The organism is Mameliella sp. AT18 (assembly GCF_028807275.1).
GTDB lineage: Bacteria > Pseudomonadota > Alphaproteobacteria > Rhodobacterales > Rhodobacteraceae > Antarctobacter > Antarctobacter albus.
This window is the reverse complement of sequence record NZ_JARAMO010000317.1, coordinates 16,052-28,863: the sequence shown is the minus strand read 5'-3', so window position 1 is coordinate 28,863 and position 12,812 is coordinate 16,052. Positions and strand designations below refer to the sequence as shown.

Below are 12,812 nucleotides of genomic sequence, written 5' to 3'. Positions count from 1 at the left end.
TCCTCAAGGCCTGCGTGGCCTGAACGCAATCCCCCCTGTGCGCGCCAGCGCTCCGCTAACTGATAAAGCGCGCCGCCACCGGCCCGCTCATCCAGGCCAGATCGCCGCCCGCAAAGACCGCCGCGATCCGCCGCGTTTCTCGGTCCATCAGCACCAGGTCCGCGCGCAGGCCGGTATCCAGTCGCCCCCGATCCGCGAGGCCCAGCACCCGCGCCGGCCCCTCCGAGACCAGCGCCCAGGCCGCCGCCTCGTCCATCAGGCCCAGCTCGACACAACGCCAGGCCGCCCGCGCAGGCGCCGGGTAGTGATAATCCGAGGCCAGAGCATCACAAAGCCCCGCGCCGATCAGGTCCAGCGCCGAGACATTGCCCGCATGGCTGGCCCCGCGCACCACGTTCGGCGCCCCAAGAACCACCGGCTCCCCCGCGTCCCGTGCCGCCTGCGCCGCCTCCAGCGTTTCGGGAAACTCGGACACCGTGACGCCCCGCGCGCGCCACGCGGCCCGACCCGCCGCCGTCCGGTCGTCATGGCTGCCCATGCGGATCCCTTGTGCGGCCAGCCGCGCGCATAGCGCATCCAGGACGCCCGGGACCGCGTCCCCGGCTTCATGCAGGCGCGTCATCAGTGCCAAGTGCGCCTCCGGGTTGCGGCCCGATTTCAGCGCCTGCCCGGTCAGGCGCGGCGGGCGCCGGCCCTCGGCCAGCCGCGCATGCGGCAGGTGGTCGTTGAAAACGACATAGCCGATCCCCCAGCGTGCCAGCGCCGCCTCGGCCCCCTCGAAACTTTCGGTGAAATGCGTCTCCAGCCGCATCTGCAGCCGCAGGTCCACCGGCACCGTGTGCGCCACGGCACTCACGGCGGCAAAGACCTCTTCGGCGAACTCCGGCCCGCGCATTCCGCCTTCCCAGGACCAGAACTGCGCCAGAACGGCCGTGGTGATCCCGCAGGCCCCCAGCTCGGCGGCGCAGGCCACCATGCCCGCGTCGCGTTCCCGCAGGGCGCCCCGGCGCGGCGCCATGTGCCGCTCGAACCCGTCGCCATGCACGTCGACAATCCCGGGCAGCAGGTCATAGCCAGACAGGTCCACGGCGCGTCCCACCGGTCCGTCGACGATCACCCCGCCCGCCAGCGACAAGGGCCCGTGATCCCAGCCACCGGGCCGCAACACCCGCGCACCCTGAAGGTCCAGTTCAATCGGCATTGCACTCTCCCAGCAGGCAGTCCAGGTCCGCCTCGTCCAGCAGCAGGCGCCAGTCCGCGCCCGGCTGGAAATGTCCCGCTTCCAGGAACCGCACCACCTGCACCATGACCTCGGGCGCCTGCATCATGAAGGTATGGGTGACCGGCAGAACGATGTGGTCAGCCATGCCGTCGACACGGGTCGACGCAATCGAAACCTTGCCATCGTCCACACCGGGGATCACCGAGCTGGTCAGCGCGTTCAGGGTCCGGGACCCGGCAATCACCCCCAAAGGGAAATCCACCGGCGGCAGCCGCGCGGGCAGATCCTGCGGCCCGGTGCCCAGCTGCTGGCCCGCCGGACCGTTCATCCACTCGAAAACCTCCCAGCCCCCGGCAAGATCCACGATCTCGCTGCCGCCATTTGGCGGGCCCATCATCACCACCCGGCCCAACCGGGGCGGGCGATGGTCCCGCAGCCAGTGCCGCAGAAGAATGCCGCCCATCGAATGGGTGACGAAATGCACCGTTTTGGGTCCGCAACGGTTCACCGCCTCCGGCAGGGTCTCTTCGGCCAGGTGTTCGACCCGGTAGCGGGTCGAATCGTAGCCGGGGATGATGACGCGATGCCCGCGCGATTCCAGCACCGCGCCCAGCAGCGCCATCGAATACTCGGTCCGCGCCAGCCCGTGCAGCAGGATGACGCAATCCCCGGCCCGCGCAGGCAGAGGGGCAAGCAGGACAAGACACAGGAGAAACCATTTCATGACGCTGGCATAGCGTCCCGCCAGCGCCTAGAAAAGTCATGAAAGGAGTGCCCCGTTGCCCGCCCCCCGCATCGCCTGCCGCGCCGTGATCCTGCAGGACAACCGCCTGCTGCTGGTCAACGCCTGGCCCGGCAACCTGTCGGACCTGTGGTGCGCCCCCGGCGGCGGGGTCGAGCCGCACTCGAGCCTGCCCGAAAACCTCGCCCGTGAAGTGCTGGAGGAAACCGGCCTGCGCGTGGAGGTCGGCGCCCCCTGCCTCGTCAACGAGTTCCACGACCCCGAGCGCGGTTTTCACCAGGTCGAGATCTTCTTTCGCGCCCGCATCACCGCAGGCACGCTGACCGACGACTGGAAAGACCCGGAGGGCGTGGTGCACAAGCGGCGCTTTTTTGCGCGGGACGAGCTGACGCGCCTGCGCCTGAAACCCTCCAGCCTGCCCGATGTCGCCTGGGGCGAAGGGCCCGGCTATGACCCGCTGGAACCGATCCTGCGTTGATCCACGCGGCTATTTCCGCAGCACCGACAGGGCCACACCGCCCAGGACCACCGCCGCGGCGATGACGAAATCCAACGACAGTGCCTCGCCCAGAAAGATCATGCCGCCCGCCATCGCGATCACTGGCACGCTCAACTGTGCCACCGCCGCGACGCTGCCCTTGATCTGCGGCAGGACATGATACCACAACGCATAGCCCAGACCCGAGGTCACTGCGCCCGAGATCACCGCCAGCAGGATGCCCGTGGGCTCTGATGACGTCGCCTCGGGGCTGACCGGCAAAACCAGCCCCAGCAGAAAGCCAATTGGCGCGGCCAGCAGGAAGTTCGCCCCGGTCGCCAGCAGCGGATCCTCGGCCCGCCGCCCCGCCAGCGAGTAGATGCCCCAGCCCAACCCGGCCAGGACCATCGCCGCGCCGTGCGTCAGGCTGAGCGCAACGCCGCCCCCCGGCCAGAGCAGCCATGCCAGCCCGCCAAAGGCCAGCGCCGCCCCGGCCCAGCGCAGGGCCGGAGGGCGCTCTCCGCCGATCAGGCTGCCGCCGAACATGGTCACCTGGACCGTCCCGAAGAGGATCAGCGCCCCAAGGCCCGCGTCCAGCGCCACATAGGCCACCGAGAACCCATAGATGTAGAGAACCAGCCCAAGCACCCCGGCCACCCGTCCGGCGCCGCCCAGCGCAATTCGTCCGCGCAGCGCCAGCCCCAGCAGCACCAGCATCGCCGCACCGGACCACAGGCGGATGGTGCCGAAACTCACCGCGTCGATCCCGCCCGCGGCCAGGGCAGCCCGGTTCAGGACAGAGTTCGCGGCAAAAGCCACCATCGTCAGGGCGATCAGAAGAAACAGGCGCATGGGATACCGTCGCTGGGAACCGGATCAAAGGAGCAGCCCGCCCTACATGGCGCAATTGGCCGTTGGCGAAAACCCTTTGACGTGAACGTGACGGCGCCGTGTGCCTGGCTCAGGCCACCAGGCTCTCGGCGCGCTTGAGATCGACCGAGACAAGCTGGCTGACGCCCTGCTCCTGCATGGTCACGCCGAACAGCCGGTCCATCCGCGCCATCGTCACCGCGTGGTGGGTGATGATCAGGAACCGCGTGTCCGTGCGACGGCACATCTCGTCCAGCATGTCGCAGAACCGGGTCACGTTGGCATCGTCCAGCGGAGCGTCCACCTCGTCCAGCACGCAGATCGGCGAGGGGTTGGCCATGAAGACCGCAAAGATAAGCGCCAGACAGGTCAGGGTCTGTTCACCGCCAGACATCAGCGACAGGGTGGACAGTTTCTTGCCCGGCGGCTGGCACATGATCTCCAGCCCGGCCTCCAGCGGGTCGTCGCTTTCGACCATCATCAGGCTGGCCTCGCCGCCGCCGAAAAGATGGGTAAACAGCATCGAGAAGTTGCTGTTTACCTGCTCGAAAGCGGTCAGCAGGCGTTCACGCCCTTCGCGGTTGAGGCTGGCAATGCCCGAGCGCAGCGTCTTGACCGCCTCTTCGAGGTCGGATTTTTCCGCCACCAGCGTGTCATGCTCTTCCTGCACTTCCTTGGCGTCTTCCTCGGCACGCAGGTTGACCGCACCCAAGGCGTCGCGTTGGCGTTTCAGGCGCGACACCTCGGCCTCGATCTTGTCCGAGGCGGGCATCTGGTCCGGGTCCACGTCCAATTGCTCCAAGAGCGTCGCCGGCGTGGTTTCCAACTCGTCGGTGATGCGCTCTGCGGCGGCCTCGACGGTTTCGCGGGCGGCCTCGGCCCGTGCCTCGGCCCGCGCGCGCGCCTCTCGCGCCTCACCGGCCTGACGTTCGGCGTCGCGTTCGGCGGTGATCGCCTCGCGCAGGGCGCTTTCAGCCGCCGACAATGCATCGCTGGCCGCCGCCTTGCGGTCTTCGGCCGTTTCCATCGCGCCGGTCAGGTCGTCGCGCTGCGCCTCCAACTCGCCGGGGACCTCCTCGGCCTGGGCCAGTTCCGCTTCGCTCTCGGCCTTGCGTTCGGCCAGTTCGGTGGCGCGTTTCTCGGCGGTTTCCAGACGGTGACGCCAGCCCGACAGATCCTTGGTCACCTGCTGGGCGCGCCCCTTGCGGGCCTCGCCGTCACGGCGCAACTCGTCATGGGCAGAGCGGCGGGCCATCATGGTCATCCGCGCGGCCTCGACCGTCATCTTGATGTCCTCGGCCTGCGCGCGCGCCTCTTCGAGATCGTCCAACCCTTCGAGTGCGCGCTCGGCCTCTTTCAGCTGGCCGCGTGCCGCGCCGGCCTCGTCCTCGTAGCGCTTGACCGACAGGCTCGCGCTTTCCACCTTGCCCTCGGCCATGTCGCGTTCGGCCTCGGCGCGGCTTTGCGCCCGGGCGGCCTCTGTCACGGCCTGATCCGCCGCGCGCCGTGCCGCGCGCGCCGCCTTGTCGGCCTCGGTCAGCGCGCTCAACTGCGCCACCAGCGCCTCATGCGCGGCCTGCGTCCCTTCGAGCTGGGCCGATGCGCGGGCCATTTCCTGTTTCAACCCTTCCAGCCGGTTAAGCTGTTCCAGCCGCAGCGCCGCCGCCGAGGGCTGATCCTCGGCCCAGGCGCGATAGCCGTCCCAGCGCCAGAGATCGCCCTCCAGCGTCACCAGACGCTGACCGGGTTTCAGCAAGGCCTGCAGGCGCGGGCCATCCTCGGGGTCCACCAGGCCGATCTGGCTCAGACGCCGTTCCAGCACGTCGGGAACAGAGACATGGCCCGCCAGCGGCGAGGCGCCTTCGGGGAGCGGCTGCGTGGTGTCGTAGGCCGCCAACACGACCCAGCCGGTCGGCCCGTCGCCCTCGACCTCGGGGGCGCGCAGGTCGTCCGACAGCGCCGCACCCAGTGCCTTTTCATAGCCCTGTTCCACCTGCAGCCGATCCAGGATCTGCCCACCCTCGGCGGTGTCGCGGTCCAGCAGGCGGGCCAGCGCCGTCACCTCGGCCCGCAGGGCATTCATCTGGCCCTCGGCCTCGGAGCGTTCCCCACGCGCCTCGGCTTCGCGGGCCTGCGTATCGGCACGGGCGGCCTCGGCCTCGGTCAGGGTCACCTCGGCCTGCTCCGCCGCCTCCTGCGCCTCGGCCAGGCGGGCCTGCGCGGCCTCTGCCGCCTCGCGCGACCGGGCCTGTGCCTCCTTGGCGGTGTCGACCGTGGCGCGCGCCCGGGCGGCCTCGCTTTCGTTCCGCTCGACCGTCTTGCGGCAATCGGCAAGGTAGCGTTGCGCGGATTGGTGGCGCGCGGACAGACGGGCGACATCCTCTGTCTGCTGTTCCAGCTCCGCCTCGCGGGCCTGCAACACGCCCGAGGCTTCGCGTGCGGCTTCATGCGCCTCGGCCAGCCGGTCCTCGTGCCCTTCCGAGGCCTTGGCAAGCTCTCGGGCCTCCCATTCCAGCCGCTCGATGGTCTCTCCGGCGTCACGGTTCAGCCCCGCCTCGCGGTCCATGTCACGGACCAGTTGGGCAATCCGGTTGCGCAAGGTCTCGATTCGGGCCAGCGCCTGCTTTTCCTGGTCGGACAGCGTGTCACGCTGGACAATCAATCGCTGCAGAACGGCCGCCGCGATTGCTTCTTCCTCGCGGAGGGGCGGCAGGGTTTCTTCGCGCTCGGCCCGGGTCTTTTCGGCGGCACGCGCCGCGGTTTCCGCCTGCGCGGCCCGTGTCACCGTCTCGCGCAATGCGGCCTCTGCCGCGGCACGGGCATCGTCAGCCTCGCGCCAGCGGCGATACAACAACATGCCCTCGGCCTGGCGCAGTTCGGTCCCGATGGCCCGATAGCGCGCCGCCTGCCGGGCCTGTTTGGCCAGCGCGGCCAATTGTCCAGCCAGTTGCTCAACCACATCATCGACCCGCAACAGGTTCGCTTCGGTGTTCTTCAGCTTCAGCTCGGCCTCGTGCCGACGCTGGTACAACCCGCCGATCCCGGCGGCATCCTCCAGCACCTTGCGTCGGTTCTTGGGCTTGGCGTTGATCAACTCGCTGATCTGCCCCTGCCGGACCAGTGCCGGCGAATGCGCGCCTGTGGCGGCATCGGCGAAGAGCATCTGCACGTCGCGCGCCCGCGTGTCCTTGGAGTTGACCTTGTAGGCGCTGCCGACGTCACGAGTGATGCGGCGCACGATTTCCAGATGATCGTGGTCGTTGAACCCCGCCGGGGCCAGCCGGTCGGCGTTGTCGATATGCAGGCTGACCTCGGCAAAGTTGCGGGCGGGCCGCGACGAGGCGCCGGCAAAGATCACGTCCTCCATCCCGCCGCCACGCATCGCCTTGGCCCGGGTTTCGCCCATGACCCAGCGCAGCGCCTCCAAAAGGTTGGACTTGCCACAGCCGTTGGGACCGACCACGCCGGTCAGCCCGTCGTTGATGATCAGGTCCGTCGGATCGACGAAGCTCTTGAAGCCGGTGAGTCTGAGTCTGGAAAAGCGCAATGGGCCATGTCCGATTCCGGGATTGGACCTCAGCCTGCGCTTTCGGGGGGTGCCGAGTCAAGGAAAGGACGCCCCATATGGCGGCTTCGCGCCACTTCTCCACAAGATATTGCGACCTAACGCCGGCCTGCGCCGCAATCCAAGACCAAACCGCGCCGGGTCGCTCGCGGGGCGGGTTCATCAATGGCACATTGGATGGTGCGGGGCCGTCGGGGCATTTTCGGGGCAGGTTTGCCGTCGCAGGACAATCCGATCCACATCATCGCCGGATCGCCCTCGACCCACTTTGCGCGACATCCGGTTTCGATCTGCGCCGCGATGCCGGCCTTGCGAGCGATCTCTTCGAACCGGGGCAACCATTCCGGAGAAGTGCGTGTGGCCTCGACCAGGGGGCCGCGGAACCTAAGGCTAAAGCGTGATCCTTCGACCGAGCGCATGTGTTGCTCTGCTTTATAAAAACCCGGCCCCGCCGATGCGCATCCGACGAGGCCGAGCAGAAGAAGAACACAGGGATAACCGCGCATGGCCAATTCTGGCCTGAACCTGGTTACGAAGTGGTTAATCCCGTCATGTGTGGCGTGCATGGCGGGCAATCGACGCCGCCCTTTACATTCTCATTTTAGAATGTATATTACATTCCATCTGATGAATGTTTACCTGCATGTCACAGGAGGCCCTCATGGCCAACGCAGCACAAAGACCCGCAGACAGCTATTCCCCGATCTACTTTCTCGCCTCGCTGGGCGCCGGCGGCATCGCGGTCAGTTTCTTCATGTTCCTCATGTTCTGGGTGCCCCACCCCGGCCAGCCCGTCCCGGTGTTCGAAGACATCATGGCCGCCTGGGCCAAAGGCGGCCCCTACATGCAGGCCGCAATCTTGATCGCGATGGCGGGCATAGCCGGCTTTGCCTTTCTCAACATCAAGTCGCTGATCTGGAACCTAGCGTCCTACAGCGCCTACAAGAAGGGCCCGGTCTACGAAGAGCTGCGCAATTCCAACGCCGAATCCACACTTCTTGCGATGCCGCTGGCGCTGGCCATGTCGGTGAACGTCGGTTTCATCATCGGCCTCGTCTTCGTGCCCCAACTCTGGAACGTGGTGGAATACCTGTTCCCCTTGGCCATGATCGCCTTTGGCCTGATTGCCGTGATCGCCTTCCGTCTGATCGGCGATTTCCTGGGCCGCGTGCTGGCCAAGGGTGGGCTGTTCGACGTGACCGCGCATAACTCCTTCGCGCAACTCACCCCGGCCTTCGCGCTGTCGATGATCGCGGTCGGCTTTGCCGCCCCCGCCGCCATGAGCACAAGCGCCACGACCGTCGGTGTCGCCCTGGTGATCTCGACCATCCTCGGCACCATCGCGGTTCTCTACGCCGCGTTTGCCAGCATCACGGCCTTCGGTTCGATGTTGCAGCATGGCACCGCGCGCGAAGCTGGCCCGACCCTGATGATCATCGTTCCGATCGTCACCGTATTGGGAATCATGTTCCTGCGCCAGGAACACGGGCTGCACACCAGCTTTGATGCGCATGGCAACGCCGGCGAAACGATGGTCTTTCTTGCCCGCCTTCTGGGCATCCAGCTGGCCTTCCTTGGCCTCGGGGCAGTGGTGCTCAAGGCGCAGGGGTACTTCAGCGACTTCGTGATGGGGTCCAAGACCTCGCCGGGCTCCTACGCCCTGGTATGCCCCTTCGTGGCCCTGGCAGTGATGATCCACTTCTTTGCCAACAAGGGTCTGGTCGCAGCCGGTGTCGTGGACAAGTTCGACCTTGCCTACTGGGGCGTCACCGGGCTGGCCATCGCGTCGCAGGTGGTTGCCATCGCCCTGGTGCTGCGCCTGAACCGCCAGCACTTTGCCAAGGCAACCCCCGCAGCGGTTCCGGCCGAGTAACATCTCCTCCAAATCCTTGGCCGGATTCATGGGCCGGACCTTCGGGTCCGGTCTTTTTTCTTGCCGCCAAGGCGGCAGCCGCGGCTTTGCCCCCGGACCCACGAAGAATTTCGTGCCCAAAGAAATACGGGACGTTGTGGATCGCGCCCAACGCAGGGCGTCTAGAAGTTGACCGTGACGTTCGGGAGTTTCAGCGATTTGACGAGGTCACGCACCTCTTGCCGGGCCGCGATGTTCGAAAGGCTCAGGCTGCGCACGCCAATGTCTCGCAGATCCAACAGGGTCAACCCGCGCGGGAACAGCTCTCGGAACACAACCCGTTCCGAGAAGCCGGGCGCAACGCGAAAGCCGATCCGCTTTGACAGGGTTGCGACCGCCTTTTCCATCTTGGCCTTGTTGATCATCTGCTGGGCACCGATCCGGTTGCGCAGCACGATCCAGTCCATCGGCTGCAGCCCGGCCTGTGCCCGGAGCTGACGCGCCGACCAGACCATCTCGGCATAGACCGACGGGCCGGCGATGGTCTCGCCGTCGCCCTCGATCCGGGCAAGAAGGTCGAAATCGACGAAACTGTCGTTCAGGGGCGTCACCAGCGTATCCGCCAGCGAATGCGCCACCTGCGCCAAACGGGTGTAGGCGCCGGGGCAGTCGATGATGATGAAGTCGGACTTGGGCTCCAGCTCTGCGACCGCGCGGCTGAGGCGGTTGTCGGCGGCCTGCTCACCCGCCGCGAGGGCAGCGGGATCGGCCTCGGGCAAGGCCATGTACCCCGGCACGGGCAGGTCGTGTTCCTCTTTCTTCAGCCAGGCACGGCGGTTGGCAAGGTAGCGCCCCAGGCTCTGCTGACGCAGGTCCAGGTCCAGCGTCCAGACCCGATGATCCATGCGCGCAAGCGCCGTCGCGACATGCATCGCGATGGTCGACTTGCCCGCCCCACCCTTTTCGTTTCCCACGACGATGATATGTGCCACGCCTCAACCCTTGTCCTGGTGCGGCCGCGATGTCTCTCGCGGTCCGGTCTTGCTGCCTGTTCCGGCGATTGGGCCCACCCGGGGCCTGCAACGCGCAAGGCCCGGCACTTTGGCCGGGCCTCGTCACTGTCCCTCGGGACGCGGTCAGTGGAGCTTGGCGCTCACGTCTGCGATCGCGTCGTCGATCAGTTTGCCCGCGCTGTCGGCAGTCATCTGCTCGGCCACCACGTTGCGCGCGGCAGCCACGGCCACGGCAGCGGCACGGTCGCGCACTTCCTTGACCGCTGCGGCCTCGGCCGATGCGATCTGGCCTTCGGCGGCCTGCAGGCGACGGGCGATCGAGGCCTGGATGTCGGCCTTGGCCTGCTCGGCGGCCAGTTCGGCCTCCTGCTTGGCATGGGCAACGATGCGGTCTGCCTGGCCCTGAACTTCGCGCTGCTTGCGCTCGTAGCTGGCCAGCAACGACTGAGCTTCTTCACGCAGCTTGCGTGCCTCGTCCAGCTCGTCCTGAATGCCCTCGGCGCGCTTGTCCAGCAGGCCCATGAGCAGGCCCGGCACCTTGAAGTAGATCAGGACGCCGATGAAGACGATGAAGCCAAGCAGCACCACGAAATCGGTGTTGCCCAACGAAAAGAAGGGGCCGGATGCGGCGGCAGCCGGGGTCGCGGCCAGCGCTGTGATCACGGGAAGGATGAGTTTCTTCATGACCTTACCCTTTCAGCTGCGCGTCGACCGCGGCGGCGATCTTGGCGTCGTCGGCGGATGCCCCCAGGGCGGCCACGATGGCGCCTGCGGTGTCCTTGGCCACGACTTCGACATTTGCAAGGGCGCTGTCGCGGATCTCGGCGATGGCCTTCTCCGACTCGGCAGCCTTGGCCGCGATTTCCGCGTCGGCCTTTTCCATTGCGACGTCTAGGTCGGCCTTGATGTCGTCACGCGCCTTTTGCGCGATGACCTGGGCCTCCGCCCGGGCATCGGCAAGCGCCTTGTCATAAGCGGCTTCGGCCTCTTCGGCCTTGCGCTTGAGATCTTCGGCGGCGGCGATGTCGTTGGTGATCGTCCCCTGGCGTTCCGCCAGAACGGCCGCGATGCGCGGCAGGGCGATGCGGGCCAGCACAAAGTAGATCACGACCAGCGTGATCACCAGCCAGAAGACCTGGTTGCCGATCCAGTCACCGCATAGCTGCGGCATCCCGACGGCAGAGCCGTGCGAGTCCACGCAGGTGCTGACGGCTTCGGCTCCGTGAGTTTCGGTCGCCATTTTGTCCTCCGTCGGAACTTGTCTCTACATCGGGCGGTCAGGCGTGCCTGACCGCCCGCGCGTAAGGATCGTTAAGTTCCGTGGATCAGACGGCGAACATCAGCAGCAGCGAAACCAGGAACGAGAAGATGCCCAGTGCTTCCGCGAATGCGATGCCGATGAAGAGGGTGGCGGTCTGCGAAGCAGCTGCCGAGGGGTTGCGCAGGGCGCCGGCCAGGAAGTTGCCGGCAACGTTGCCCACACCGATGGCGGCTGCGCCCGAACCGATTGCTGCGAGACCGGCGCCGATGAAGTTGAGACCTTCCATTGTGTATCTCCTTACGATTGGAAGTTTCTGTATCGAGGTGTTCTGTGCGGTAGGATGGGTCGTCCGACCCATCTGCCTTAGTGATGCGGATGCAGTGCGTCCTTGAGATAGACGCAGGTCAGGATCGTGAAGACGTAGGCCTGGATGAAGGCCACCAAGATCTCCAGCCCGTACATCGCGGTAATCGCCAGCACCGAGATCGGCGAGATGGCGGCGATTGCGGCAAACCCCGCGAAGACCTTGATCACGGCGTGGCCCGCCATGACGTTGCCCGCAAGACGAATGGAATGGCTGACCGGACGCACGAAGTACGAGATCAGTTCGATCAGGGCCAGGACCGGGCGCAGCGCCAAGGGTGCGCTGGAAACCCAGAAGAGGCTCAGGAAACCGGCGCCATTCTTGACGAAGCCCAGCACGGTCACGGTCAGGAAGACCGAGAGCGCCAGAACCACGGTGACGGCGAAATGCGAGGTCGTGGTGAAGCTCATCGGGATCAGGCCAAGGAAGTTGGCGAAGACGATGAACATGAACAGGGTCATGATGTAGGGGAAGTACTTCAGCCCGTCCTTGCCGGTCACGTCCTCGACCATCTTGTAGACGAAACCGTAGGCCAGTTCGGCCACCGACTGCGACCGCGACGGCACGATGGCGCGCTTGGAGGTGCCCAGAACCATCATCAGGACAACGGCGACGATGGCCAGGAACAGCCAGAGCGTCACGTTGGTGATGGTGAACATGCCCACTTCACCGTGGCCGAACAGCGGCTTGACGATGAACTGGTCCATCGGGTGGAACACCAGGCCGCCGTCTGCCGTTTCTGCGCTTTCAGTCGCCATCTCTTTTCCCCTCATCCGCGCCGGTCAACCGGGCGTTGTCGTTCGTGCCCCCGTCGGGGCGGTCCGCCTTGGCCCGCTCAGGGCCCGTTCCGGACTGCGGTCCGGAACCCTGTTTCGCCTGGACCTCTTTCGCCGTCCGCAGCATCACGTTGATGCCCGCGGCGATGCCCAGCAATGCAAACACCACCATCAGCAACGGCTTGGTGCCCAAGAGAACGTCGAGCCCGTATCCGATCCCGAATCCGATCCCCAGACCGGCAACCATTTCCGTCACCATCCGCCAGGCGATATTGGCCTGCGAGTAGTGTTCTTCCTGATGGGCCTTCTCCACTTTGCGTCCCGCCTTGTAGGCGTTCAGCTTGGCGTCCAGGTCATCCAGCTTTCGCTTGGGGTCAGGGTCGCTCACGGTGCAGATGGCTCCGGTCAGGGTTGGCATGGTGCTAAGCTGGGGGGCGCATCGAGTCAACACGCATGGCGAGCCGAATATGGGAACCCCAAGATGCTGTAATTAAATGACTATTTCAGAGGCGCCAAGGCAGAGGTCATTCCGCCGCAGCCCGTTTGGGCGCCAACCATGCTGCAATTGCAAATTCAACTTAGCGGTTGAGTTTTCCACGGGACCCGCCCAAACCGGCCTAAACCGCTCAGGATCGCCCCATGTTCGCCCGCCCCTTCCATTGCCGCCGA

12 protein-coding genes are annotated in these 12,812 nt (G+C 66.2%); 2 read left to right on the top strand and 10 right to left on the bottom strand.

Features of this window, described 5'->3' with window-relative positions; genetic code table 11:
* Window positions 1–55: 55 nt before the first annotated feature.
* Together PVW46_RS27305 and PVW46_RS27300 are read right to left on the bottom strand one after the other, a co-directional pair.
* Window positions 56–1,201, bottom strand: coding sequence for an alpha-D-ribose 1-methylphosphonate 5-triphosphate diphosphatase (locus tag PVW46_RS27305; RefSeq protein WP_069209530.1), 1,146 nt, complete (start codon window positions 1,199–1,201; stop codon window positions 56–58).
* Window positions 1,191–1,946 carry an alpha/beta fold hydrolase gene (locus PVW46_RS27300; RefSeq protein WP_069209531.1) on the bottom strand — a complete coding sequence of 252 codons (756 nt, stop codon included), beginning with the start codon at window positions 1,944–1,946 and terminating at the stop codon, window positions 1,191–1,193. Before PVW46_RS27300 ends, PVW46_RS27305 begins: the two co-directional genes overlap by 11 nt.
* 55 nt (window positions 1,947–2,001) lie before the next feature.
* Between PVW46_RS27300 and PVW46_RS27295 the strand changes: the two genes are divergently transcribed.
* Window positions 2,002–2,442: an NUDIX domain-containing protein gene (locus PVW46_RS27295; protein WP_069209532.1), complete on the top strand. Its 441-nt coding sequence runs from the start codon at window positions 2,002–2,004 to the stop codon at window positions 2,440–2,442.
* A 9-nt stretch (window positions 2,443–2,451) separates the two neighbouring features.
* Here PVW46_RS27295 and PVW46_RS27290 read toward each other — a convergent pair whose 3' ends face one another.
* On the bottom strand, window positions 2,452–3,294 hold the full coding sequence (locus PVW46_RS27290) for a DMT family transporter (RefSeq protein ID WP_069209533.1): 843 nt from the start codon (window positions 3,292–3,294) through the stop codon (window positions 2,452–2,454).
* 109 nt (window positions 3,295–3,403) lie between these two features.
* Window positions 3,404–6,859: a chromosome segregation protein SMC gene (gene smc, locus PVW46_RS27285; protein WP_069209534.1), complete on the bottom strand. Its 3,456-nt coding sequence runs from the start codon at window positions 6,857–6,859 to the stop codon at window positions 3,404–3,406.
* 679 nt (window positions 6,860–7,538) lie between these two features.
* On the opposite strand from smc, the gene PVW46_RS27280 reads away from it, so the two are divergent.
* Window positions 7,539–8,750, top strand: coding sequence for a TsoY family (seleno)protein (locus PVW46_RS27280; RefSeq protein ID WP_069209536.1), 1,212 nt, complete (start codon window positions 7,539–7,541; stop codon window positions 8,748–8,750).
* 161 nt (window positions 8,751–8,911) lie between these two features.
* Here the strand turns inward: PVW46_RS27280 and PVW46_RS27275 are convergent, their stop codons facing one another.
* The 6 genes from PVW46_RS27275 to PVW46_RS27250 all read right to left on the bottom strand — a co-directional run bounded on the left by PVW46_RS27275 (window position 8,912) and on the right by PVW46_RS27250 (window position 12,561).
* Window positions 8,912–9,721, bottom strand: a complete 810-nt coding sequence (locus PVW46_RS27275; protein WP_043140847.1) for a division plane positioning ATPase MipZ — start codon at window positions 9,719–9,721, stop codon at window positions 8,912–8,914.
* 144 nt (window positions 9,722–9,865) lie between these two features.
* Complete coding sequence (locus PVW46_RS27270) at window positions 9,866–10,426, bottom strand: F0F1 ATP synthase subunit B (RefSeq protein WP_069209537.1); 561 nt, start codon at window positions 10,424–10,426, stop codon at window positions 9,866–9,868.
* Between the two features lie 4 nt (window positions 10,427–10,430).
* Window positions 10,431–10,982: a F0F1 ATP synthase subunit B' gene (locus tag PVW46_RS27265; RefSeq protein WP_069209538.1), complete on the bottom strand. Its 552-nt coding sequence runs from the start codon at window positions 10,980–10,982 to the stop codon at window positions 10,431–10,433.
* An 85-nt stretch (window positions 10,983–11,067) separates the two neighbouring features.
* A complete protein-coding gene (locus tag PVW46_RS27260; RefSeq protein ID WP_043140840.1) occupies window positions 11,068–11,289 on the bottom strand; it encodes a F0F1 ATP synthase subunit C in 222 nt (73 codons plus the stop codon).
* 77 nt (window positions 11,290–11,366) lie between these two features.
* Window positions 11,367–12,125 carry a F0F1 ATP synthase subunit A gene (locus tag PVW46_RS27255; RefSeq protein ID WP_043140837.1) on the bottom strand — a complete coding sequence of 253 codons (759 nt, stop codon included), beginning with the start codon at window positions 12,123–12,125 and terminating at the stop codon, window positions 11,367–11,369.
* A complete protein-coding gene (locus PVW46_RS27250; protein ID WP_209037683.1) occupies window positions 12,115–12,561 on the bottom strand; it encodes an AtpZ/AtpI family protein in 447 nt (148 codons plus the stop codon). The genes PVW46_RS27255 and PVW46_RS27250 overlap by 11 nt, the downstream gene beginning before the upstream one ends.
* Window positions 12,562–12,812 lie beyond the last annotated feature (251 nt).